Here is a 23,302-nt window from a genome sequence, read left to right on the forward strand (position 1 = left end):
GGTTACGGGGCCGGAGTTACGGGTCGGTGGTCACTGGGGAATGGCCGTTCCGGAGTACTCCCGGCTGATGGCGTCGGCGGTGCGGCGTACCAGCGGGAGCAGTGTGAGGAGTTCTTCGGCGGTGACGACGACATTCGGCGCGGAGACCGACATCGCGGCGACCAGGCGTCCGTCCGCACCGCGGATGGGGGCCGCGACGCAGTTGATGGACTCCTCGTGGCCACCGAGGTCGGTGGCCCAGCCCTGTTCGCCGACCTTGGCCAGTTCGGCCAGGAAGGCCGTGGCATTCGGGGCCGAACGGGACGTGTAGAGGGGGTAGTCGAGCTTTTCCGCGAGGGCGCGGCGCTCGGGTTCGGGCAGGTCGGCGAGGAGCAGCTTGGCGACCGCGGCGACGGTGATCGCGACGGTTTTGCCGATCCGGGAGTACATCCGGACCGGGTAGCGGCTCTCCACCTTGTCGATGTAGAGGACCTCGTTCTCCTCATGGACCGCGAGGTGGACGGTGTGCCCGCATTTCTCGTTGAGTTCGACGAGGTGGGGGTGGGCGATTTCGCGTACGTCGAGGTTTTCGGCGGCCTGCTGGGCGAGGGCGAAGAGCCGGGCGCCGAGGCGGTAGCGCTGGTCGGACTGGCGGTAGACGAGGCCGTGTTCGTGGAGGGTGCGCAGGAGCCGGAGGGCCGTGGACTTGTGGACGCCGAGCCGGTCGGCGACCTGCCCCAGGTCGGCGGGCCCCTCGGCGAGCAGCGGCAGGATGCTCAGCGCGCGGTCGACGGTCTGGCTCATGTGCGTGCCTCGCTTCGCCCGTTCTCGCCGCCGCCGCCGTTGCCGCCGCCGCCGTTGCCGCTGCCGCTGCCGCTGCCGCTGCCGGGGGTGTACCCCTCGTCGATGGCTCTCTCGCGTCGCTCGTTCACGGTGTCCGTACCTCCTCGTCGGCCCTGCGGCCGGATGCGCCGGCCCTTTGGCCGGATGCGTCAGCCCTCTGGCCTGCTGCGTCGCCCCTATGGCCGGATGCGTCAACCCTGTGGCCTGATGCTGCGACTTCGGTCCAGCCGGGGCCGAGGTGCAGTCTCCCCCAGGCCGCGTCGTCGAGGTCCGCCAGGCGGTCGGCGTGCGCGCGGCCGGGCGGGGTCGCGAGATCGCCGGGGACGGTGAGGGCGGCGGCGGCCCACAGGTGGCCGTGACGGATGCGGGTGCCGACGGGGAGAGCGCGGAGGGTGGCGGAGAGGAATCCGGCGGCGAAGGCGTCTCCGGCGCCGGTGGCCGCCACGAGGTCGACGTTCAGGGAGGGGACGAAGGTGGCGGTGTCAGTGGCGGGGCCGGTGGCGTCGCCGCGGCGCGCGCCCGTCTCGGTCGTGCGCTGGAAGACGGTGGCCCCGCGCCTGCCCTGCTTGACGACCAGGAGGTCCGGTTCCGGCAGCGCTTCACTGATGGCGTGCGCCCCGTGCAGACCCCATGCGTCCCGGGCCTCGTCGTCGCCGACGAAGACCAGGTCGGCGCCCCGCGCCAGTTCGAGCAGCGCCTGAGCCCGGGACGGCTCACGCCACAGCCCCGGCCGGTGGTTGACGTCGAAGGAGAGCAGCGGCCGCCCGGGGCGGCGGGCGGTCAGCTCACGCATCAGGCCGAGGCAGTTTTCGGACAGTGCCGCCGTGATGCCGGACAGGTGCAGGATCCGGCCGGAGTGGATCGCGTCCTGGTCCAGGTGCGCGGCCGTCATGGCCGAGGCGGCGGAACCGGTGCGGTAGTAGGCGACCTCGTGGGTGTCGGTTGCGCGGTCGTCCGCGGTGCGGAAGTAGATGCCGGTGGGGCGCAGCGGGTCGCGCCGGACGTGGGTGACATCGACGCCGTAGTCGGCGATGGCGGCAAGCAGGTGGTCGCCGAAACCGTCGGTGCCGACCCGGGAGATCCAGCGTGCGGTGTGCCCGGTGCGGGCGAGAGTGCAGGCGACGTTGGATTCGGCGCCGCCGATGGCGCGGTCGAAGGAGGGGACGTCGGCGAGTCGGCCGGGCCGCCGCGGCAGGAAGGTGACCATCGACTCGCCGAGACAGACGACGTCGACGTCCGGGGCGGGTGCGCCATCCCGGGCGGGGATGCCGTCGGCGTTCGAGGACCTGGTCACGATCGGTTCCGCTCCTTCGCTGTGGTGCCTGCCCGGACCGGGTACCGCACGGGTTCCGGCCGTACGCCGCACGAAGTTCCGGCCGCACGCCCGCCATTCCCCGCCGTTTCCCACCCCGCTTCCCACCGTTGACCGGGCGATGGCCCGGATGTTAGACAGCGGTCAGCGATATGCGCAATGAGCGTTGCAGACAGTGCAACGAGGATTTCGGGGAGGCCCCATGGCCGGTGGACGGCTCGCGCAGGGACTCAAGGGACTCGCGGACGAGCGGGTCGATCACCGCTTCAAGGCGCTGCCCCCGGACGCCGAGGGCCGGACCGTCGGCGAGCTGGCCGCCGAGCGCCGCAACCTCTTCCGCGACGGGTTCACCACCCCTGTCCTCGCCCTCTCCGCCGAGTCGGTCGCCCACAACCTGGCGCTGATGGAGACCTACGCCGCCCGGCACGGCCTGGCCTTCGCCCCGCACGGCAAGACCTGCATGGCACCGCAGCTCTTCGCCCGCCAGCTGGACCACGGCGCCTGGGGCATCACCGCCGCCGTCCCCCACCAGGTCCGCGTATACCGCCACTACGGCATCCAGCGGATCTTCCTGGCCAACGAGCTCGTGGACGCGGCGGCGCTGCGCTGGCTCGCCGGTGAGCTCGACGCCGACCCCGGCTTCCGCTTCGTGTGCTACGTCGACTCGCTGCGCGGCATCGAGCTGATGGACACCGCGCTGCGCGAGGCCGGCGCCACCCGCCCCGTGGACGTCGTCGTCGAACTCGGCGCGGGCGAGGGCGCCCGTACCGGCGTGCGGACCGAGACCGAAGGCCTCGAACTCGCCGACGCCATCGCGGGCGTGGACACCCTCCGCCTGGTCGGCGTCGCCGGGTACGAGGGCGAGGTGCCCGACGCCACCCCCGAGCGGGTCACGGCCTGGCTGCGCCGACTGGTCGCCCTGGCCGTGGAGTTCGACCGGGCGGGCCGGTTCGCCGACCTCGACCGGATCGTCCTCAGCGCGGGCGGCAGTGCCTGGTTCGACGCGGTGGCCGAGGTCTTCGCCGGGACCCCCGAGCTGTCCGCCCCGCCTCTCAAGCTGCTGCGCTCGGGCGCGTACGTCTCGCACGACGACGGTCACTACCGCGAGGTCACCCCCTTCCACCGCGTCCCCGAGGAGGGCGCTCTGCAGCCCGCCTTCCGCCTCTGGGCGCAGGTCGTCTCCCGCCCCACGCCCGAGCAGGCGTTCCTCAACGCGGGCAAGCGCGACGCGGCGTACGACCTGCATCTGCCGCAGGCCCAGGTCGTACGGTCCGGCCGGGACGGCACCCTGCGCCCGGCGGACGGCGTCACCGTCACCGGCCTGTCCGACCAGCACGCCTGGGTCCGCACCGAGCGGGCCGGTGATCTGGAGGTCGGTGACTGGGTCGGACTGGGCCTGTCGCACCCCTGTACGTCCTTCGACAAGTGGCAGCTGATCCCGCTGGTCGAGCAGGACGGCACGGTCACCGACTACATCCGCACCTTCTTCTAGAAGTCCCGGGCGCCGAGACCACGCACCCAGGCACCGAGAAAGGCGGCCCCCCATGGACACCGTGCTCCGCGACGTCCGCGTCCTCGACGGGTCCGGCGGCCCGTCCTACCGCGCCGATGTCGCCCTCGCCGGCGGCCGGATCGCCGCGATCCACCGCGAGTCGGACGGCGGCCCGCGCCCGGGCGCCGCCCGCGTGGTGGACGGCCACGGCCTCGCCCTCTCCCCCGGCTTCATCGACATGCACGCGCACAGCGACCTCGCGCTGCTGCGTGACCCGGCGCACGAGGCGAAGGCCGCCCAGGGCGTCACCCTCGAAGTCATCGGCCAGGACGGCCTGTCGTACGCGCCGGTCGACGACCGGACCCTCGCCGAGGTCCGCACCCAGATCACCGGCTGGAACGGCGGAGGCCCCGGGGACACCTCCGTCGACTTCACCTGGCGCACCGTCGGCGGCTACCTCGACCGCCTCGACCACGGCTTCGACGGCCACGGCATCGCCGTCAACGCCGCCTACCTCGTCCCGCAGGGCACCGTCCGGATGCTCGCGCTGGGCTGGGACGACCGCCCCGCCACCGCCGACGAGCTGACGCGGATGAAGCAGCTGGTCGCCGAGGGCCTGGAGCAGGGCGCGGTGGGACTGTCCTCCGGGCTGACCTACACCCCCGGCATGTACGCCTCCGACGCGGAACTCACCGAACTGTGCCGGGTGGTGGCCCGCTACGACGGCTACTACTGCCCGCACCACCGCTCCTACGGGGCCGGCGCCCTCCAGGCGTACGAGGAGATGGTGGCGCTCACCCGCGAGGCCGGCTGTGCGCTGCATCTGGCGCACGCCACCATGAACTTCGACGTGAACGAGGGCCGCGCGCCCGAACTGCTCGCGCTCCTGGACAGGGCGCTGGACGCGGGCGCGGACCTCACCCTCGACACCTACCCCTACACCCCCGGCTGTACGACGCTGGTCGCGATGCTGCCGAGCTGGGCGAGCGAGGGCGGCCCGGAGTCGATCCTCACCCGCCTCCGCGACGAGGCGACGGCCGAGCGCATCCGCCGGGTCATGGAGGTGGACGGGGCGGACGGCTGCCACGGGGTGCCCATCGACTGGGACACCATCGAGATCTCCGGGGTCGCGGACCCGGCGCTGTCCGGCTACGTCGGCAAGACCGTCGCCCGCAGCGCGGCGGAACGCGGCGAGGAGCCGTGGGTGACCGCCCGGCGGCTGCTGACCGACGACCGCCTGGGCTCGACGATCCTGCAGCACATCGGCCACGAGGAGAACGTCCGCCGGATCATGCGCCACCGGGTGCACACCGGCGGCAGCGACGGCATCCTCCAGGGCCTCAAACCGCATCCGCGCGCGTACGGGACCTTCCCCCAGTACCTCGGCAGGTACGTCCGCGAGCTGGGTGTGCTGTCCCTGGAGGAGTGCGTCGCCCATCTGACCGGCCGCCCGGCCGCCCGCCTGCGGCTCCCCGACCGCGGCCTCGTCCGCGAGGGCTACCGCGCCGACCTCGTCCTCTTCGACCCCGAAACGGTCGCCGCCGGCTCCACCTTCGACACCCCGCGCACCCTGCCCACCGGCATCCCGCATGTACTCATCGACGGCCGGTTCGTGATCGAGGACGGCCGGCGGACGGACGTCCTGGCGGGACGGACGGTACGGCGCACGGCGGCGGGACGGGGCTGAGGCGGGGGCGGCCCGCCCCACGCCAACTGGCCCTCCCGCCGCCTGCGAGCGGTGGAAGGGCCAGTGGCCGGTGGACAGCGGCCGGCGAACCGGGCAGTCCCGCGGATCAGGCCGTCGGATCAGCCCCCCGGATCAGAGCGCCGGATCAGACCGCCGGGGCCGGGTAGGTCGGGTACTCCACGCCGGAGACGTGCTGGACGACGCGGATGACCTGGCAGGAGTAGCCGAACTCGTTGTCGTACCAGAGGTAGAGGATCGCGTTGTCGCCGTCGACCTTGGTGGCGCCGGCGTCGACGATCGAGGCGTGACGCGAGCCCATGAAGTCGCTCGACACCGCGTCGGGCGCCGTGGTGAAGTCGATCTGGCGCTTGAGCGACGAGGTCAGCGACACGTCACGGAGGTAGTCCAGGACCTCCTCGCGGCTGGTCTCACGGCCGAGCCGCAGGCTGAGGATCGCGATCGAGACGTCCGGCACCGGGACCCGGATCGAGCTGCCGGTGATCGGGGCCGTGAGCTCGGGCAGCGCCTTGGCGACGGCGGACGCGGCACCGGTCTCGGTGATCACCATGTTGAGCGGCGCCGAGCGGCCACGACGGTCGGCCTTGTGGTAATTGTCCAGCAGGTTCTGGTCGTTGGTGAACGAGTGGACGGTCTCCACGTGGCCGCGCAGCACGCCGTACTCGTCCGCCATCGCCTTCAGCGGCGGGACGATCGCGTTGGTGGTGCAGGACGCACAGGACAGGATCTGCTCGTCCGGCTTGATCGTGTCGTGGTTGACGCCGTGCACGATGTTGGGGACGTCGCCCTTGCCCGGCGCGGTCAGGACGACCTTGTCGATGCCGGGGCGCAGGTGCTTCGACAGGCCCTCGCGGTCGCGCCACTTGCCGGTGTTGTCGATGAGGATGGCGCTCTTGATGCCGTACGCCGTGTAGTCGACCTCCGAGGGGTCGTTGGCGTAGATCACCTTGATCTCGTTGCCGTTGGCGATGATCGTGCTGTTCGCCTCGTCAACGGTGATCGTGCCCTGGAACTGCCCGTGGATGGAGTCGCGGCGCAGCAGCGAGGCACGCTTGACGATGTCCTGCTCGCCGCCCTGGCGGACGACGATGGCGCGCAGCCGCAGGCCGTTGCCGGAACCGGTCTTCTCGATCAGCAGACGGGCGACGAGGCGGCCGATGCGGCCGAAGCCGTAGAGGACGACATCGCGCGGCTCGCGGCGCTCGATCTTGTCGGTACCGGTGGCGCCGGCGACGGCCTCGGCGGTGAACTCCGCCACCGACAGACCGCGGTCGTCGGCACGGTACGCCTCGGCGAGCAGGGCGATGTCGATCTGGGACGGGCCGAGGTCGAGCGAGGTGAGTGCCTGCAGGAACGGCAGCGTCTCGGTGACCGAGAGCTCCACACCGGCGATCTGCCGGGCGAACCGGTGGGTCTTGAGGATGCTGACCACCGACTTGTTCACCAAGGAGCGGCTGTGCAGCAGGACCGTCACGTCCTGCTCACGGTGCAGCTTCCCGATGATCGGGATCATCGACTCCGCGATCTCCTCGCGGTTTTTCCAGTTGGTGAACGAGTCGTCATTGACAGCAGTCACAGGCTTATCTTTCGAGCTAGGCGGTGCTCATATGCTACCGCCCCGCTCTTTTCATCATTCAAACGGTGCCGCCTGAGCGGGATGCCGCGACCCGCTTCCGCCGCCACACCCGCCCTCACCTGGAACGACAGGGGGGCGGGCCGTGGTTCGCGGGCCGTGGTTCGCGGGCCGCGCGCTAGCGGGCACTGCCGATGCCGCGATCGGCGTCGGAGCCCTGGAGCATCAGGGTGGTCTCCTCGATGCGGCTGAACCGGCCGTCGGGGGCGAGGTCGGCGAACACATAGACCTCCATGCGCACGGTCGAGCCGTCCTTCTTCGTGATGTGGGCGGTGTGCCGGTCGGCGTACTTGCTGCCGCTGTACAGCTCCTCGTGCACCTCGACATGGCCGCCGGCGACGAGGGAGCGCACATGGGTGATGTGCTCCAGGAATTCGGTGCGGTCGGCCCACTCTCCGTCCGTGCGCTGGCGGTACTCCGGGGCGAAGTGGCGGTCGGCGGCCTCCTGCAGGGTGATCTCGGCGTTGAAGAGGAGGTCGTTCATGGCGGCCTCGATGCCGGTGCGGGTCATGGGAGTTCCCTTCAGAGGAAGTGAATTGCGTGCGTTGCGCACGCACTTCCTGAACTGTAGCACCAAACGCGTGCGTCACGCACGCTATTCTGGTGAGCGTGGAGAACATGGAGAACGAAGTAGGGCATGAGATCGCCGACGCGCTGGGCCTCCTGCTCAGGCGCACCACTCGCGCGCAGCTGCACCAGCAGCTCACCGAGAACATGGGCGAGGCCGTGGACGAGTTGACCTACCCGGTACTCAGCGCGCTGGCCAGGACCGGCCCGCGCAGCGCCGCCGACCTGGCACCCGACGCCGGAGTCGACCGCTCCGGCGTCACCCGCCGCGCCTCCCGCCTGGAGGCCGCCGGCCTCATCCGCCGCGAGGCGGACCCGACCGACCGGCGCGCACATCTGCTCGTCCTCACCGAAGCGGGCCACTCGACAGTGGCAGAGCTGCGCAGGCGCCTGGCCGCCCACATCATGACCAGTCTGTCCTCATGGCCGCCCGGCGAGGCCGAGACTTTCGCCCGCCATCTGCGCCGCTTCACGGCCGAAGGCCCGTTCGCCTGACGGAGGGCGGGCACCCGGGCGGCCACCCCCGGCCACCCCGCCGGCCCCGTCCACCCGAACGACCGCCCGACCGCCCGACAGTCCGGCCCCCGACCGCCCGGCCGCCCGGCCCCACCCCCCGGGCTACGGCGCGTCACTTTGCGTGACGCACCCCACACCATCCGCTGACCAACGTGGGGAAGAACACCGGGCGGGGGCCGATACGCAGCCGTAAGGTGGCGGACATGCAGGTGATCCAGTCAACGAAGCTCTCCAACGTCTGCTACGAAATCCGTGGCCCGGTGCTCGAGGAGGCCATGCGGCTGGAGGCGGCGGGGCACCGCATCCTCAAGCTCAACACCGGCAACCCGGCGGCGTTCGGCTTCGAGTGCCCGCCCGAGATCCTGGAGGACATCCTCCGCTCGGTCGGTACGGCACACGGCTACGGCGACGCGAAGGGCCTGCTCTCCGCCCGCCGCGCGGTGATGCAGCACTACCAGACCAAGGGCATCGACCTCTCGGTCGACGACATCTACCTCGGCAACGGCGTCTCCGAACTCATCCAGATGTCGATGCAGGCGCTGCTGGACGACGGCGACGAGGTGCTGGTCCCGGCCCCGGACTACCCGCTGTGGACGGCGTCCGTGTCCCTCTCCGGCGGCACCGCCGTGCACTACCGCTGTGACGAGCAGGCCGACTGGATGCCGGACCTCGCCGACATCGAGCGCAAGGTCACCGACCGCACCAAGGCCATCGTCGTCATCAACCCCAACAACCCCACGGGTGCGGTGTACGACGACGAGCTGCTGCAGGGCATCGCGGAGATCGCCCGGCGGCACAACCTGATCGTCTGCGCCGACGAGATCTACGACAAGATCCTCTACGACGGCGTCACCCACACCCCGTTCGCCTCGCTCGCCCCGGACCTGCTGACCCTGACCTTCAACGGGCTGTCGAAGTCGTACCGGGTGGCGGGCTACCGCAGCGGCTGGATGGCGGTCTGCGGCCCGAAGGCGCACGCCGCCTCGTACATCGAGGGGCTGACGATCCTCGCCAATATGCGGCTGTGCGCCAATATGCCGGCCCAGCACGCGGTCGCCACGGCCCTCGGCGGCCGCCAGTCCATCAACGAACTGGTGCTGCCCGGCGGCCGGCTGCTGGAGCAGCGCGATACGGCGTACGAACTGCTGACGCAGATCCCCGGCGTCAGCTGCGTCAAGCCGAAGGGCGCGCTGTACGCCTTCCCGCGGCTGGACCCCAAGGTCTACAAGGTCAAGGACGACCGGCAGATGGTGCTCGACCTGCTGCGCGCCGAGAAGATCATGATCGTGCACGGCACCGGCTTCAACTGGCCCGAGCCGGATCACTTCCGCCTGGTCACCCTGCCCAGCAAGGACGATCTGACGGATGCCGTCACCCGGATCGGCTCCTTCCTCGACGGCTACGGACAGTACTGAGCCGGCCGGAGCGACTCCTCCAAGGGGCAATACGAATCAATACGGATCGATACGGATCACAACTTTAGACACCGTCCAAGCTAGGATGGCCTCCTAGACGCTTTCAGGAGGCCATCCCATGTACGAACCGATCCGCACCAAGTCGGTCCACACCATGGCCGCCGCCCCGGAGGTCCCGCACCGCTCCCGCGAGGAGGAGCTGGACATCCGGCTCGCCGGACAGCTGACCGCGCTGCTCACCGTCACCGACGAACTGCACGCCCTGGCGGCGCGGGAGGACGGCGGCGCGGCCCACGGCTCCACACCGGACGGCGATGCTCTCGCCGCCGCCGCCGAGCGCATCGCCGATCAGGTCGCCCGGCTGAGCGGCGGCCACTACCCGCTGCGCGCCGAGCCCTCCGACGGCGGCAGCCCGTCCCACGCCGAGGCCCTGCGGCAGCGTGCCCACACCCTCGCCGGGAACGCCCTGGCGGTCGCCACCTCCCGCGGTGACGCCGCGGCGATCGCCCTGGCCGCGGAGCGGATGGAGGCACACGCCGCACCGCGTCACGACCGGAATCTCGCCACGGCCTGAGGCCCGGGGGCCGGCCCGCACCCGCACCCCTCCGACGAGGGCGGGCCCGGCGCCACTCCACCGGCCCAACGGGGCGGCCCGGCTTCCGCGCTGCGGACGGTGAACGAGCCTGGGCCCCGCACGCGAGGTGCGGGGCCCCGGCCGGGCGCGGTGCGAGGGCTGACGCGGCGGGCTAGCCGAGCCGCTGGACCAGTGCGCGGTACTCGTCCCACAGCTCCTTCGGCGTGTGGTCACCGAAGGTGTTGAGGTGCTCGGGAATCAGCGCCGCCTCCTCGCGCCACACGTCCTTGTCGACGGTGAGCAGGAAGTCGAGGTCGGCGTCGTCGAGGTCCAGGCCGTCGGTGTCCAGCGCGTTCTTCGTGGGCAGCACGCCGATGGGGGTCTCGACACCCTCGGCCTTGCCGTCCAGGCGCTCGACGATCCACTTGAGCACCCGGCCGTTCTCGCCGAAGCCGGGCCAGACGAAGCGGCCCTTGTCGTCCTTGCGGAACCAGTTGACGTAGTAGATCTTCGGCAGCTTGGACTGGTCCTTGTCCGCGCCGACCTTGACCCAATGCCCCATGTAGTCGCCCATGTTGTAGCCGCAGAACGGCAGCATGGCGAACGGGTCGCGGCGCAGCTCGCCGACCTTGCCCTCGGCCGCGGCGGTCTTCTCGCTGGCGACGTTGGCGCCGAGGAAGACGCCGTGCTGCCAGGTCAGCGACTCGGTCACCAGCGGTACGGCGCTGGCGCGGCGGCCGCCGAAGAGGATCGCCGAGATCGGCACGCCCTTGGGGTCTTCCCACTCGGGCGCGATGATCGGGCACTGGCCGGCCGGGACGGTGAAACGGGCGTTGGGGTGGGCCGCCGGGGTCTCGGACTCCGGGGTCCAGTCGTTGCCCTTCCAGTCGGTCAGGTGGGCGGGCTTCTCCTCCGTCATGCCCTCCCACCAGACGTCGCCGTCGTCGGTGAGCGCGACGTTGGTGAAGACGGAGTTGCCCCACATCGTCTTCATGGCGTTGGCATTGGTGTGCTCGCCGGTGCCGGGCGCGACACCGAAGAATCCGGCCTCGGGGTTGATGGCGTAGAGACGGCCGTCCTCACCGAAGCGCATCCAGGCGATGTCGTCACCGATGGTCTCGACCGTCCAGCCGGAGATCGTGGGCTCCAGCATCGCGAGGTTGGTCTTGCCACAGGCGGACGGGAAGGCGGCCGCGACGTACTTGGACTCGCCCTGCGGCGGGGTGAGTTTGAGGATCAGCATGTGCTCGGCGAGCCAGCCCTCGTCACGCGCCATGACGGAGGCGATCCGCAGCGCGTAGCACTTCTTGCCGAGCAGGGCGTTGCCGCCGTAGCCCGAGCCGTAGGACCAGATCTCGCGGTCCTCGGGGAAGTGCGAGATGTACTTGGTGGAGTTGCACGGCCACGGGACGTCGGCCTCGCCCTCGGCCAGCGGGGCGCCGAGGGTGTGCACGGCCTTGACGAAGAAGCCGTCCTCGCCGAGCTCGTCGAGCACCGGCTGCCCCATGCGCGTCATGGTGCGCATCGAGACCGCGACGTAGGCGGAGTCGGTGATCTCCACACCGATCGCGGAGAGCGACGAGCCGAGCGGGCCCATACAGAACGGGACGACGTACATCGTCCGGCCCTTCATCGAGCCGCGGAAGATGCCCTGCTCACCGGCGAAGACCTCCCGCATCTCGGCGGGGGCCTTCCAGTGGTTGGTCGGGCCGGCGTCCGCCTCCTTCTCGGAGCAGATGAAGGTGCGGTCCTCGACACGCGCCACGTCCGAGGGGTCGGAGGCGGCGTAGTAGGAGTTGGGGCGCTTGACCGGGTCGAGCTTCTTGAACGTGCCCTTGTCGACGAGCTCCTCGCACAGACGCTCGTACTCCGCCTCCGAGCCGTCACACCAGACGACCCGGTCGGGCTGGGTGAGCGCTGCGATCTCGTCGACCCAGGAGATGAGGTCCTGGTGACGGGTCGGATGGGCAGAGGGAGCCGCGTTGTCGCGCGCCACGATCGCTCCTAGATGAGGGTGTGGACGGATCTATGCCCGTTGTGCAGGGAAATCCGCTTCTGTTGTTTGCCTGCCCCTTGGGGGCTGCGACCCGGACGCTTCGTGACCGCTCATCCGGTGCCGACCGCACTCATTTGATCATCCGACCCGGAGGGAGTTCTGTCCAGAGGGCACTTTGGTGACCGTCACCACTCCGCCACGAATCGGTAACTTACGGTCGCGTAGGTAGCATTGCGCCATGACTTCCGCGCCCGACGCCGCCGAGAGCCAGCCCCCCTCCGCGCCGCCCGCGATCGCGGCGGTCACCGCCGCGGCCGCGCCCCTGAAACCCAAACTGCGCGGCTGGCTGCACGCCGGAATGTTCCCCGCCGTCCTCCTCTCCGGGGTCATACTGACCGCCCTCGCCGACAGCCCCCGCGGCCGCCTGGCCTGCGCCATCTACACCATGACCGCCTGCCTGCTCTTCGGGGTCAGCGCCCTTTACCACCGGGGCAATTGGGGGCCGCGGGCCGACGGCGTACTGCGCCGGCTCGACCACGCCAATATCTTCCTGATCATCGCGGGCACCTATACGCCCCTGACGATGCTGCTCATGCCCGGATCCCGCGGAGAGGCGCTGCTCTGGGCGGTCTGGGCGGCCGCACTGGCGGGAATCCTCTTCCGGGTCTTCTGGGTCGGCGCTCCACGCTGGCTCTACACCCCCTGTTACATCGCCATGGGCTGGGCCGCCGTCTTCTTCCTGCCCGACTTCCTGCGCACCGGCGGCGTGGCCGTGCTGGTACTGGTCATCGTCGGCGGGCTGCTCTACAGCGCCGGCGGCGTGATCTACGGAATCAAGCGCCCCAACCCCTCACCACGGTGGTTCGGCTTCCACGAGGTCTTCCACTCCTTCACCCTGGCCGCCTTCGTCGTGCACTACGTCGGCATCTCCCTGGTGGCCTATTCGCACGCCTGAGGCGGCACCCGCGGCCCCGGGCGGCAGCCCCGCCCCGGGCGCCCACCCCACCCCGAGCGATTCCCGAACGTAACTCCTCATGACCACAGCGTGACATGCCCCACTGACACCGGGCTTTCCCGGCCGCTCAGCCGTTGCCCGGCCTTGCCCAGTGCTTGCCCGGTGATGGCCCAAAGCTTGCTCGGTGATTGCCCGGTGATTGCTCAGGGCTTGCTCAGCGGTTGCTTCTCGCGGCATTGCGGCCGTGGCCTCCGTGCGGCCCGATGCCCGACAATGCTGCGCATGGCCGTACGCAGCTCCGCCACCACGCCGACCGGGACACCGCAGCCCGGCCGGCGGGAGCGGAAGAAGATCCAGACCCGGCAGGCGATCCGGCGGGCCGCCTACCGGCTCTTCGAGGAACAGGGGTACGACGCGACCCCCGTCGACCAGATCGCCGCGGCCGCGGACGTCTCCCCGAGCACAGTCTTCCGCTACTTCCCCGCCAAGGAAGACATCGTGCTCACGGACGAGTACGACGCCGTACTGGAGAACGGGATCCGGGCCCGTCCCGCGGACGAGCCGGTGATCGAGTCGGTGCGGCAGGTCAGCATCGAGACGCTGCGCGCGATGGCCGCCGAACAGCGTGGCGAACTCGTCCAGCGCCTCCGGCTGATCCGTGAGGTGCCCGCCGTCCGGGGCCGTACGGCGGAACACACCGCACGGGACGCCGCGATGCTCACCGCCGTGCTGGCGGAGCGCTCCGGCCGCCCGGCCGACGACCTGGAGCTGCGGGTGATCAGCGATGTGATCCTGGCCGCGCTCCAGGAGGCGCTGCTGCACTGGGGCGAGAGCGGCCGGACCACCGATCCCGAGGCGTCGGTCCACCGGGCCCTGGACGTACTGGAGCGGGGGCTCACGCTCTGAGGGCGGCGGCGCCCGGAGACGGCGCGGCGTCCAGCCGGAAGATCGGGCCGCTGTCCGCCCCGGCGCGGACGCCCGGCCCGGCGGACTTCCCTCGCTCCCCCGGTCCGGCCGGCTTCCCCGGTCCGGCCTGCTTTCCCGGTCCTGCCCGCTTTCCCCGCACTCCGGGCTCCTCCGGCTCCGGCGGCCCGGCCACCGGTTCGCCCAGGCGTGCGGCGAGTCGCGCCCGTAGTTGCGACAGCCGCTCGATACGGGCGTCCAGGTCGGCGAGCCGGCGCCTGGCCACCGCTTCCATGGCCGGACAGCTGCCGGAGCTCGGGGCCCGGGGAATGAGATCCGGTACGTCGTCGGCCGGCATCGTGTGCAGCAGATGTGCGAACGCCCGCACATCGCCCACCGTCAGCCCCGCGTCCCGCAGCGCGCGCACCGCCCTCAGCCGGCGGATGTCCTCCGCGTCGTACACCCGGTGCCCTGACGGCGTCCTCCGGGCCGTCACCAGCCCCTGCTGCTCGTAGTAGCGCAGCGCCCGCGGCGTCATACCGGCCGCCACCGCCGCGTCCCCGATACGCATCTCCCCTCCCTCTCCGGCGCGTTCAGCCCTCCGGCTCTCCGGCGCGTTCAGCCCTCCGGCGTGGTCATCCCCGCTCCGGTCCGGTCGGCCGCCCTCCGGCCCGTTCTCCCCCTCTCCGGGCACGTTCCCCCCATTCCGGCCCGGTCAGCCCCTCTGCGCCGGATCCGGCCTGCCGTCCTCGTGCCGGGGGCGCGCGGCGTTCAGTACGCGTTCGATCCCCGCCGCCCCGTACAGCAGGTCTTCGTCCGCGCCGAATCCGCCGACGAGTTGGAGCCCGAGCGGCAGCCCGTTGGCGGCCCGTCCTGCGGGCACACTGACGGACGGCAGCCCGGCGTTGCTCCAGGGCAGGCACATGATCGAGCTGCCCGTGGTGGTGAGGCCGGCGGGCGCGGGGCCGGTGGCCGACGGGGCGATCCAGAGATCGATGCCCGCCGCGGCGCGGTCCGCCGCGAGCCGGGCGCGGAAGGCCTGACGCCGTTCCCGGGCGGCTTCGTAGGCGGCGTCCCCGATGGCCTGTCCCTGCCGGATGGCCGAGGTGGTCTCCGGCCGGTAGCGGTCGCCGAAGCGCGCGAACCAGTGGGCGTGGGCCCGGGCGACCTCGTAGCGGTTCATCGTGAACAGCTGGTCCACGATCTGCTCGAAGTCGTCCATGACCGGCACCTCGTGGACGACGTACCCGGCGGCCCGCAGCAGCTCGCACTGCTCCGCGAAGGCCCGCAGCGCCCCGTCGTCGGCACGCTCCAGGTAGGGACCGGCCGGCACCCCCAGCACCGGGACCTCCGTCCGGCCCGCACCGGCCCGCGCCCGCCAGCCGTCGACCAGCACCGACGCCGCCAGCGCGACACCGGCCACCTCCGTGGCGAAGCAGCCGAGGGTGTCAAAACTCGCGGCGTTGGGGATCACCCCGTCGATCGGTATGCGCCCGTAGCTCGGCTTGAAGCCGACCACTCCGCAGTAGGCGGCGGGCCGGATCATCGAGCCGACGGTCTGCGTCCCGATGGCCAGCGGCACCATCCCGGCGGCGACCGCGGCCGCGGAGCCGCTGCTCGAACCGCCGGGCGTATGCGCCGGGTTGTGCGGATTGCGGGTCGGCCCCGGGGCGGTCACCGCGAACTCCGCGGTGACCGTCTTGCCCGCGATCAGCGCACCGGCGGCACACAGCCGGCCGACGACCGCGGCCTGCGGGCCGGCGAGCACCTCGGGCGGCAGCTCCGAGCCCGCGCGGGTGGGCAGCCCGTCGGCGTGCACGATGTCCTTGATGCCTACGGGAACGCCGTACAGGGCGGGCCGGCCGCCGGCCGCGTGGGGAGCGGCCGACGACGCCCTCCGGCGCGCCGCCTCCAGGAGCCGCGCACGCCGCCCGGACTCGGGCACAAAGGCCCGCACCTGCGGATCGACCGCGTCGATACGGTCACACGAACGGTTCGCCGCGTCGACGGGGTCGTCCGTACCGTCCCGTAGCGCCGCGGCCTCCTGGACAAGGGATCGCTGCCCGAGCAAGGTGGTCACGCGTGCAGGCTACAACCGGGCACCGACAACGGCGGGGCAACCGCCCCGCCGCACGACGGCCCGGCGCCGCGGCCTCACAACTCCACGATCACCGCGCCCAGATGACGCCCCTCGGTCAGCTCGCGCAGGGCGCGCGGTGCCTGTTCGATCCCCCGCAGCCGGGCGTGCGGGAAGGTGAAGGTGCCGTCGCGCAGCCCCTCGCCGAACCGCTGGTTCCACTCCGGGATCAGGTCCAGGTGGTCGTACAGGGCGACGCCGCGCAGGGTGACGCTGCGGGAGAGCAGCAAGAGGGGGTCGATCTCGACGGTGGTGGGATGGCCCTCCCCGCCGAGCTGGCTGGAGAGGGCCCCGACGACGGCGATCCGGGCGCCCCGGTTGGCGAGGGCCAGGGCGGCCTGCAGCTGTTCGCCGCCGACGTTGTCGAAGACCGCGTCGATGCCTTCCGGGGCGGCCGCACGCAGTTGGTCCGCGATCGGGCCCGCACCGCGGATCACCACCGCGTCATAGCCGAATTCCTTGATCAGCCGGTCCGCCTTCTCCTGCGATCCCGTACTGCCGATGATGCGGGCGGCGCCGCGCAGCCGGGCGATCTGGCCCGCCAGGGTCCCCACCCCGCCCGCCGCCCCGGTGACGAAGACGGTGTCGCCGGCGCGTACTTCCGCGCCGTGCACCACGCCCATCCAGGCGGTGGGACCCTGGGAGAGGCAGGCGGCCGGGTCGGGCAGCAGGCCGGGGTCGAGCCGCTGCACCCGGTCGGCGTCCACCACGGCGTATTCCCGCCAGCCGAACGAGTGTTCCACCAGATCGCCGGGCTCGAGGTCGGTCCCCGGGGCGGCGACCACTTCGCCGACGGCGGACCCGTGCAGCGGTTCGCCGATCTTGTAGGGGGGCATCGGCACCACGCTGGTCTCGTCCATCAGCGTCCGCATCACAGCGGCGACACCCATCACGGTGTTACGGACCAGCACCTGGCCGGGCCCGGGTTCCGGAACCGGCACCTCCACGATCTCGAAGAGCTCATCGGTGACGGGACCCTTCGGGCGGGCGGCCAGGCGGACTTCACGATGTGTGCGAGGAGTCATGCCCCGAGGCTAGAACCTGACGCGCGCGTCAAGGTCAAACCGGTCGCTGGTCCTAGGACTTCCGGGCCACTACCCCCCGAGCCGTTCCGCCAGCTCCTGCGGATCCGTCGTCGGCCGCTCGCAGGTGAAACGGCGGCATACGTAGGCGGCCGGTTTGCCGTCGACCAGCGGGCGGTCCTGGAGGAGCGGCACCTCGTCCACCCCGGGTTCGCCCAGCGCGACGGCCGCCCCCGGGGCAGTGCAGAGCAGCGCGGCGCGGTGCAGGGCGACGGTGGCCGGATCGCCCTGCGGGCCGACGACGGCGACCTCGCGCGGACCGTCCAGCGCGGCCTCGGCGACGGCCAGCCCCCATCCGATGAAGCGCGGGGCACGGCCGCCGAGCGCGGTGACGATGCCCAGGGCCCGCTCCGCGGCGTTCCGGTGGAGGTCGCTGCCGGTCAGTGCGGCATACGACAGCAGGGCACCGGCCGCCGCAGTCCACCCGGAGGGCGTCGCATTGTCGGTCGGGTCCTGGGGGCGGCGGATCAGGGCCTCGGCGTCGGCCGCGGTGTCGTAGAGCGCACCGTCCTCAGTGGTGAACTGGAGCAGCACGGTGTCCAGGAAGAAGCCCGCGAACTCCACCCAGACGCCCTCCCCGGTGACGGAGGCCAGGGTGAGGAAGCCCTCGGCGACATCGGCGTAGTCCTCCAGGACACCGGAGTTGGCGCCGGGCGCGCCGTCGCGGGAGGTGCGGTGCAGCCGGGCCTGCCCGTCCATGTGGACGCGTACCAGCAGGTCGGCGGCGTCGGTGGCGGCCTGGATCAAGTCCGGCCGGTCGAAGTAGGCACCGGTCTCGGCGAGTGCGGCGATGGCCAGCCCGTTCCAGGAGGCGACGACCTTGTCGTCCCGGCCGGGGCGCGGCCGCTCCTCCCGCGCCGCGAGCAGCCGCCGCTTGACCGAGGCCACCCGGTCGGCGTCCACCGGGCCCTCGGCATCCGGGAGCTGGAGGACCGAGGCGCCCTCCTCGAAGGTGCCTTCCTCGGTGACACCGAAGTGGCCGGCGGCGAACTCCGCGTCCTCCTCGCCCAGTACGGCGCGCAGTTGCTCGGGCGTCCAGACGTAGTAGGCGCCCTCGACATGCCTGCCGGTGCCCGAGCCGTCATCGCTGTCCGCGTCCAGTGCGGAGGCGAAACCGCCCTGTTCGGTACGGAGTTCACGGACCATGAAGTCGGCGGTCTCGACCGCGATACGGCGCGCCACCTCCGAGCCGGTGGACCGCCACACATGAGCGTAGGTCCGGCACAGCAGGGCGTTGTCGTAGAGCATCTTCTCGAAGTGCGGCACGGTCCAGGTGGCGTCCACCGCATAGCGCGCGAAACCGCCGCCGAGCTGGTCGTAGATGCCGCCGCGGGCCATCGCCGCGCAGGTCGCCTGCACCATTTCCAGGGCTCCTTCGGAGCCGGTGCGGGCGTGGTGGCGGAGCAGGAATTCCAGCACCATGGACGGCGGGAACTTGGGCGCGCCGCCGAACCCGCCGTTCACCGCGTCGAACTCCCGGGTCAGCCCCATCAGGGCGCCGTGCAGTTCCTCGGGTCGCGGGGGTCGCCGGTCCGCGGGCAGCGATTCGGTCAGCGACCGCCCGGCCAGGTCGGCGACGATCCGCCCGGCGACCTCCCCGACCTCGTCACGCCGGTCGCTCCAGGCGCTGCGCACCCCCTCCAGGATCTGTCCGAAGGACGGCATGCCGTGGCGCGGCTCGGGCGGAAAGTACGTACCGAAGTAGAAGGGCTCGGCGTCCGGCGTGAGAAAAACGGTCATGGGCCAGCCGCCCTGGCCGGTGGCGGCCTGCACGGCCTCCATGTAGACGGCATCGACGTCAGGGCGCTCCTCGCGGTCCACCTTGACGGCCACGAAGTGCTCGTTGAGCAGGGCCGCGGTGGCCGGGTCCTCGAAACTCTCGTGCGCCATCACGTGGCACCAGTGGCACGCCGAGTAGCCGACCGACAGCAGAACGGGCACATCACGCCGCCGCGCTTCCTCGAAAGCCTCCGGCGTCCAGGGCCACCAGTCGACCGGATTGTCCGCGTGCTGCAGCAGATACGGCGAGGTCACACCAGCCAGGCGGTTCATACGGGCCAGCCTCTCACAGCGCCCAGCCCCGTCGGCGAAGCCCGCGCAGCTCGGCCCGGCCCGGCCGGTTCGTACCCATGCGCCATCACGTGGCGGACGCGGATCGCCCTACTTGCCTGCTGCTCCGCAAGGGCAGGACCACGAGCCGCTTCCGCTCCCGTCCGGATCCGGTGCCCCGACTGCGGAGGACAGTACGTTGAGCCGAGCAGCGCCGGAACGGACGAGCATCCTCGAAGGAGGTACGCCATGGCCGCCGAGATGGTCGCACCCGCGTGGATGCCCACGCAGATCAGCGCAGAGCAGTACGACTCCTGGCCTGAGGAGCGGTGCGCCGGCATCGAGATCGTGGACGGGATGGTCCGGGAGGGCGAGGTGTTCACCGGCGCGTGGTGAAGGCTGCCGCGCCGTCCCCCGTCACGGTCGGCCTTCAGACCATCTGAGGACCAAGCGCCGCGGCTCGAGGGGTACTCGCTGTGGTGAGAGCGCCCCCGGCACCTGCGCGCGCCGGCTCGTCCGAGGCTCACTCCTCGGCCTCAGCCACCGGTCGACCGGGTTGTCGGCGTGCTGGAGCAGATAGGGGGAAGTCTCTTGAGCCAGGCGGTTCGGCATGGGGCCGTCCTCTCCCGATGAGGCACGGGGAGCCGGGAGCGGAGGGAGTTATCCACAGGCCTGCCGGAAATCACGTGGACGCGGAACACTGTGCGTACGGCGACGATCACCGCTGGACATTGCTGGAACTGCTGGAACTGCTGGAGGGGGATGGCATGCCGGGCTCACTGGCTGTGCTGCGCGACGGCCACCGGGCGGAAGCGGAAGCGCTGTTGACCAGGGCGGTCGAGGAGGAGGTACGGCGCTCGGGCGGACGGCTCGACAAGGACACGCTGCTCAGCCGGGCGCGGGCGGCGCTGGAGGAGCTGGCGGGCAGCGCCGCCGAGGAGTACACCGCGTATGTCCGGGCGCTGGACGAGGCCGCTGACGGCCGGCCGTCACTGTCCCGGCGGCTGTCGCGCAAGGAGCTGGGCACCCCCGCGGTGGCGACGGCCGTGGCGGCTGTGGCGGCGTTCGGTACGGATCTCGTGTACGGCACGGGCGCGGGGCCGGCGCTGGGCGTGGGGGCCGCCGTGGTGGTGGCGGGCGCGGCCGCCACGGTCCTGAAGCTGACCGCGGGCCACTGGCCGGCGGCGCACCGGGAGGCCGGGATGCTCGGCCGGCCCGGCGGTGCGCAGCAGTTACGCCTGCAGTGGCTGACGGCACTGGAGGTACGCGGCATCCGGCCGTTCCTGGACCAGCAGCGGATGCTGACGGCGGCCGCCCGCGGCGGTACGGCCGCGGGGCCCGTCGCCTCGAAGAGCGGCCGCGGACCGCAGCTGCGCGGCGCGGACCGCAGCGCCGCGGCCCGTCAGCGGTCCCTTCTTGAGCACTCCTTCTCCCAACTTCCGCATCCGGACGGCCCGTTCGCCGGGCGGCGGACGGAGCTGACACAGATCGCGCAGTGGGTGCACGCGGCCCGCGCGAGCACGGAGACCCGGCCGACGGTGGTGATACTCCACGGCGAGCCGGGCTCGGGGCGTACGGCGCTGGCGGTGCGGGCCGCGCATCAGCTGCGCGATCAGTTCCGCGGGGCCTGTGTGGTGGACCTGCGCAGCGACACCCCTGGTGAGGTGCCGCTGCCGACCCGGGACGCGCTGCTGCATCTGCTCAACCGGCTGGGCGCACCCCGCGAGCAACTGCTGTTCCGCGAGCGCCCGTCCCAGGAGCAGCACGTCAAACGGCTCACCGATCTCTACCACCAGCATCTGACGGGCCTGCCGGTGACCGTACTGCTGGACGACGCCGCGGACCCCGAGCAGGTGCGCACCCTGGTGCCCGAGCGGTCCGACAGCCTGGTGCTGGTCACCTCCCGTACGCCGCTGGAGCTGCCCGAGGACATCGAGGCCTGGGTGCACCACCTGCCGGTGGGAGCGCTGGACGCCGCGGGCACCGAGGAACTGCTGCGCGCCTCCGCCCCGGCCGGCGACGACGCCCCGGACGAGACGGGCCCCTACGACGCTCAGGCCCTCGACGAGATCTCCGGACTGTGCGCGGGCCTGCCCCTGGCGCTGCGGGTGGCGGGCTCCGCCCTGGGCTCGCGCACCGCCACCGCGCTGGCCACGGACCTGGCGGCCTACGGTCCGAAACCGCCCGTGGAGCGTGCGCTGTGGCTGCGCTACGCCGACCAGTCGGAGACCGCCCGGCGGCTGCTGCGCCGGCTGGCGCTGGTGGGCCGGGCGAGCCTGGGGGCGGCGGCCTCGGCGGCGCTGCTCGGCGTCGAGCAGGCGGAGGCGGAGCGGGAACTGACGACGCTGGCCCGGGCCGGGCTGATCGAGCATGTGCGGGGCCGGCGCTACCGCCTGCACGCCCTGGTGCACCGCTTCGCGCACGACCGGCTGATGGACGAGGAGGAGCCCGGCGAGCGCGGCGCGGCCCAGGAGCGGCTGATCCGCGGCTATGCGGAGCTGGCCGACTCGGTCATCCGGCTGGTGGACGGCCGGACGTCCACCCGCGCCGATCGCTTCGGCTCGCACGGCTTCACCTCCCTGGACGCGGCCCTGCAGTGGCTGGACGACGAGACCAGCTTCATCACGGCCGCGCTGCGCCACGCCGACCAGGGCGTGGACCAGGCGGCGGTCTCGCATCTGCTGGGCGCGCTGGCCGACTACTGCCTGCTGCGCGGGGACCTCTACCGGCTCGGTGAGCTGAGCGAGCTGACCCGGGCCGTCGGGCAGGGGCTGCTGGTGCGCTCGGTGCAGTGGCGTACGGGTGTGGCGGCCCGGCAGCTCGGCGAACTGGACAAGGCGCGGACCACGCTGTCGTCGGTGGTCGATCTGTACTTCGAGGCGCAGCATCCGGCCGGCGCCGCCCGTGCGCTGCGCGACCTGGGCATCACACTTCAGCAGCAGGGCAATCTCACGGAGGCCGCGGCCAAGCTGCGGGAGGCGCTGGAGCTGCAGTCCGGCGCGGACATGCACGGCGACCGGGCCTGGACGCTGCACGCCCTGGCGGCGGTGGAGCGGGACCGTGCCCGGCTCGCCGATGCCCTCGCCATGCTGCGGGAGGCACTGGAGCTGCACGAGGAGAGCGAGAGCATCCATGGCCAGGCATGGGCGCACTTCCAGCTCGGCCAGGTGCATCTGCGCAGGGGCGATGTTCCGGCCGCGGAGAGCGCACTGCAGGCGGCGATGGGGCTCTACGGCCGTACGCACGACGAGCGCGGCGAGGCCTGGGCAATGACGCAGCTGGCACGCGCCCGGCTGGTGGACGGCGAGCCGGGCCCCGCGGTGGACCAGCTCCGGCAGGCACTGCCGCTGCACCACCAGCACGAGGACGCGCGTGGTGAGGCCTGGACGATGTACTACCTGGGCCAGGCGCTGGAGGAGCGCGGTGAGCACGACGCGGCACTGCGGCAGCTGGAGCGGTCGCGGACGATGTTCAGCCGGATGCAGGACGGCTACGGCCTGGCCTGCGCCCGGCATCACTCCGGGCGGGTCACCCGCGACCTGCGGGCCGAGCAGACCGGCTCGCTGCGCAACAGCGGCTTCGCCCGGCAGCTGCTGCAGGACGCCCGTAAGGACTTCCAGCGGATAGGGGTGCCGCACGGGGAGGCGTGGTCCTGCCTGGAGCTGCTGATCATCGACGCCGGCAACGGCAAGGCCGCGCAGGCACTGGAGTTCGCCGACGAGGCGGTGCGCCTGTTCGCGGGCTACGGCGACCGGCGCGGCGAGGACTGGGCGCGGTTCCTGCGCTGCACCCTGCTGCCGCTGGCCTCGCCGGGTGGCAGCGTGGTGGGCGCGGCCGTCGCCCAGGAGGAGCTGGCGCAGCTGATCCGCGAGAAGCATGCTGCCCGCGATTCCAAGCTGGAGGACTGCGCGGAGGCGTTCGCGCTGCTGCTGGACCGCGGGGTGGAGCCGGAGACGGGGTGGCAGGCATGGCGGCTCGGCATGGTGCCCAACCGCCATGCGCGCGAGATCATGGGGGTGCCGGTCGCCCCGACCGGCACGGAGTGACGATCGGCCCCGGCTCGCCGGCCGCTCGGGCCGACGAGCCGCCGGGCCGGTCAGCCGGCCGTGTCCATCGGCCGGCCGTCGACCGCCACCCGGTCTTT

18 protein-coding genes and 1 pseudogene are annotated in these 23,302 nt (G+C 71.9%); 9 read left to right on the forward strand and 10 right to left on the reverse strand.

Going from position 1 to position 23,302, the window contains the following annotated elements:
* Positions 1 to 30: 30 nt before the first annotated feature.
* The 3 genes from D9V36_RS16395 to D9V36_RS16400 are packed head-to-tail and all read right to left on the reverse strand — an operon-like array spanning position 31 to position 2,116.
* Positions 31 to 783, reverse strand: coding sequence for an IclR family transcriptional regulator (locus tag D9V36_RS16395; RefSeq protein ID WP_129294427.1), 753 nt, complete (start codon positions 781 to 783; stop codon positions 31 to 33).
* Positions 780 to 911, reverse strand: a complete 132-nt coding sequence (locus tag D9V36_RS42620; RefSeq protein ID WP_277753450.1) for a hypothetical protein — start codon at positions 909 to 911, stop codon at positions 780 to 782. The genes D9V36_RS16395 and D9V36_RS42620 overlap by 4 nt, the downstream gene beginning before the upstream one ends.
* A complete protein-coding gene (locus D9V36_RS16400; RefSeq protein WP_129294428.1) occupies positions 908 to 2,116 on the reverse strand; it encodes a sugar kinase in 1,209 nt (402 codons plus the stop codon). Before D9V36_RS16400 ends, D9V36_RS42620 begins: the two co-directional genes overlap by 4 nt.
* Positions 2,117 to 2,336: 220 nt before the next feature.
* Between D9V36_RS16400 and D9V36_RS16405 the strand changes: the two genes are divergently transcribed.
* Both D9V36_RS16405 and D9V36_RS16410 read left to right on the forward strand, forming a co-directional pair.
* Positions 2,337 to 3,626 (forward strand): amino acid deaminase, encoded by a 1,290-nt coding sequence (locus D9V36_RS16405; protein ID WP_129294429.1) that lies wholly within the window; start codon positions 2,337 to 2,339, stop codon positions 3,624 to 3,626.
* Positions 3,627 to 3,678: 52 nt separating this feature from the next.
* On the forward strand, positions 3,679 to 5,313 hold the full coding sequence (locus tag D9V36_RS16410) for an N-acyl-D-amino-acid deacylase family protein (protein WP_129294430.1): 1,635 nt from the start codon (positions 3,679 to 3,681) through the stop codon (positions 5,311 to 5,313).
* Between the two features lie 145 nt (positions 5,314 to 5,458).
* Here D9V36_RS16410 and D9V36_RS16415 read toward each other — a convergent pair whose 3' ends face one another.
* Positions 5,459 to 6,907 carry a glyceraldehyde-3-phosphate dehydrogenase gene (locus tag D9V36_RS16415; protein WP_129294431.1) on the reverse strand — a complete coding sequence of 483 codons (1,449 nt, stop codon included), beginning with the start codon at positions 6,905 to 6,907 and terminating at the stop codon, positions 5,459 to 5,461.
* A gap of 175 nt (positions 6,908 to 7,082) precedes the next feature.
* On the reverse strand, positions 7,083 to 7,475 hold the full coding sequence (locus D9V36_RS16420; protein WP_129294432.1) for a nuclear transport factor 2 family protein: 393 nt from the start codon (positions 7,473 to 7,475) through the stop codon (positions 7,083 to 7,085).
* Between the two features lie 107 nt (positions 7,476 to 7,582).
* On the opposite strand from D9V36_RS16420, the gene D9V36_RS16425 reads away from it, so the two are divergent.
* The 3 genes from D9V36_RS16425 (at position 7,583) to D9V36_RS16435 (ending at position 10,036) form a co-directional block, all read left to right on the forward strand.
* The gene (locus tag D9V36_RS16425) at positions 7,583 to 8,026 is read left to right on the forward strand and encodes a MarR family winged helix-turn-helix transcriptional regulator (protein ID WP_129298459.1); all 444 of its coding nucleotides are present in this window, start codon (positions 7,583 to 7,585) and stop codon (positions 8,024 to 8,026) included.
* Positions 8,027 to 8,250: 224 nt separating this feature from the next.
* Positions 8,251 to 9,462, forward strand: coding sequence for a pyridoxal phosphate-dependent aminotransferase (locus D9V36_RS16430; RefSeq protein ID WP_129294433.1), 1,212 nt, complete (start codon positions 8,251 to 8,253; stop codon positions 9,460 to 9,462).
* Between the two features lie 118 nt (positions 9,463 to 9,580).
* On the forward strand, positions 9,581 to 10,036 hold the full coding sequence (locus tag D9V36_RS16435; RefSeq protein WP_129294434.1) for a hypothetical protein: 456 nt from the start codon (positions 9,581 to 9,583) through the stop codon (positions 10,034 to 10,036).
* Between the two features lie 172 nt (positions 10,037 to 10,208).
* On the opposite strand, the gene D9V36_RS16440 is transcribed toward D9V36_RS16435, so the two are convergent.
* Positions 10,209 to 12,032, reverse strand: a complete 1,824-nt coding sequence (locus tag D9V36_RS16440; protein ID WP_129294435.1) for a phosphoenolpyruvate carboxykinase (GTP) — start codon at positions 12,030 to 12,032, stop codon at positions 10,209 to 10,211.
* A gap of 238 nt (positions 12,033 to 12,270) precedes the next feature.
* Here D9V36_RS16440 and trhA point away from each other — a divergent pair, with 238 nt between their 5' ends.
* Both trhA and D9V36_RS16450 read left to right on the forward strand, forming a co-directional pair.
* Positions 12,271 to 12,987, forward strand: coding sequence for a PAQR family membrane homeostasis protein TrhA (trhA, locus tag D9V36_RS16445; protein WP_129294436.1), 717 nt, complete (start codon positions 12,271 to 12,273; stop codon positions 12,985 to 12,987).
* Positions 12,988 to 13,260: 273 nt separating this feature from the next.
* Entirely contained in the window at positions 13,261 to 13,893 is a 633-nt protein-coding gene (locus D9V36_RS16450; protein WP_129294437.1) for a TetR/AcrR family transcriptional regulator, read from the forward strand.
* Here the strand turns inward: D9V36_RS16450 and D9V36_RS16455 are convergent.
* The 4 genes from D9V36_RS16455 to D9V36_RS16470 all read right to left on the reverse strand — a co-directional run bounded on the left by D9V36_RS16455 (position 13,883) and on the right by D9V36_RS16470 (position 19,161).
* Positions 13,883 to 14,461: a MerR family transcriptional regulator gene (locus D9V36_RS16455; RefSeq protein ID WP_129294438.1), complete on the reverse strand. Its 579-nt coding sequence runs from the start codon at positions 14,459 to 14,461 to the stop codon at positions 13,883 to 13,885. The two genes, D9V36_RS16450 and D9V36_RS16455, sit on opposite strands and share 11 nt — an antisense overlap.
* Before the next feature lie 144 nt (positions 14,462 to 14,605).
* Positions 14,606 to 15,970: an amidase gene (locus D9V36_RS16460; RefSeq protein WP_129294439.1), complete on the reverse strand. Its 1,365-nt coding sequence runs from the start codon at positions 15,968 to 15,970 to the stop codon at positions 14,606 to 14,608.
* A gap of 74 nt (positions 15,971 to 16,044) precedes the next feature.
* Positions 16,045 to 17,052, reverse strand: a complete 1,008-nt coding sequence (locus D9V36_RS16465; RefSeq protein WP_129294440.1) for an MDR family NADP-dependent oxidoreductase — start codon at positions 17,050 to 17,052, stop codon at positions 16,045 to 16,047.
* 69 nt (positions 17,053 to 17,121) lie between these two features.
* The gene (locus D9V36_RS16470) at positions 17,122 to 19,161 is read right to left on the reverse strand and encodes a thioredoxin domain-containing protein (RefSeq protein ID WP_129294441.1); all 2,040 of its coding nucleotides are present in this window, start codon (positions 19,159 to 19,161) and stop codon (positions 17,122 to 17,124) included.
* Positions 19,162 to 19,407: 246 nt separating this feature from the next.
* Between D9V36_RS16470 and D9V36_RS16475 the strand changes: the two are divergent.
* Together D9V36_RS16475 and D9V36_RS16485 are read left to right on the forward strand one after the other, a co-directional pair.
* A pseudogene (locus D9V36_RS16475) lies at positions 19,408 to 19,521 on the forward strand (Uma2 family endonuclease); the annotation flags it as partial.
* A 404-nt stretch (positions 19,522 to 19,925) separates the two neighbouring features.
* Complete coding sequence (locus tag D9V36_RS16485; protein WP_129298460.1) at positions 19,926 to 23,204, forward strand: tetratricopeptide repeat protein; 3,279 nt, start codon at positions 19,926 to 19,928, stop codon at positions 23,202 to 23,204.
* The last annotated feature ends 98 nt before the right edge of the window (positions 23,205 to 23,302 follow it).

This window comes from Streptomyces lydicus (assembly GCF_004125265.1).
In the GTDB taxonomy this organism is placed as follows: domain Bacteria; phylum Actinomycetota; class Actinomycetes; order Streptomycetales; family Streptomycetaceae; genus Streptomyces; species Streptomyces lydicus_C.

Bases quoted from the DNA above. Each gene is read 5' to 3' on its own strand.
- D9V36_RS16395 (WP_129294427.1), bottom strand. From the start codon at position 783: ATGAGCCAGACCGTCGACCGCGCGCTGAGCATCCTGCCGCTGCTCGCC.
- D9V36_RS16405 (WP_129294429.1), top strand. From the start codon at position 2,337: ATGGCCGGTGGACGGCTCGCGCAGGGACTCAAGGGACTCGCGGACGAG.
- D9V36_RS16410 (WP_129294430.1), top strand. From the start codon at position 3,679: ATGGACACCGTGCTCCGCGACGTCCGCGTCCTCGACGGGTCCGGCGGC.
- D9V36_RS16420 (WP_129294432.1), bottom strand. From the start codon at position 7,475: ATGACCCGCACCGGCATCGAGGCCGCCATGAACGACCTCCTCTTCAAC.
- D9V36_RS16425 (WP_129298459.1), top strand. From the start codon at position 7,583: ATGGAGAACGAAGTAGGGCATGAGATCGCCGACGCGCTGGGCCTCCTG.
- D9V36_RS16430 (WP_129294433.1), top strand. From the start codon at position 8,251: ATGCAGGTGATCCAGTCAACGAAGCTCTCCAACGTCTGCTACGAAATC.
- D9V36_RS16435 (WP_129294434.1), top strand. From the start codon at position 9,581: ATGTACGAACCGATCCGCACCAAGTCGGTCCACACCATGGCCGCCGCC.
- trhA (WP_129294436.1), top strand. From the start codon at position 12,271: ATGACTTCCGCGCCCGACGCCGCCGAGAGCCAGCCCCCCTCCGCGCCG.
- D9V36_RS16450 (WP_129294437.1), top strand. From the start codon at position 13,261: ATGCTGCGCATGGCCGTACGCAGCTCCGCCACCACGCCGACCGGGACA.
- D9V36_RS16455 (WP_129294438.1), bottom strand. From the start codon at position 14,461: ATGCGTATCGGGGACGCGGCGGTGGCGGCCGGTATGACGCCGCGGGCG.
- D9V36_RS16465 (WP_129294440.1), bottom strand. From the start codon at position 17,052: ATGACTCCTCGCACACATCGTGAAGTCCGCCTGGCCGCCCGCCCGAAG.
- D9V36_RS16470 (WP_129294441.1), bottom strand. From the start codon at position 19,161: ATGAACCGCCTGGCTGGTGTGACCTCGCCGTATCTGCTGCAGCACGCG.
- D9V36_RS16485 (WP_129298460.1), top strand. From the start codon at position 19,926: ATGCCGGGCTCACTGGCTGTGCTGCGCGACGGCCACCGGGCGGAAGCG.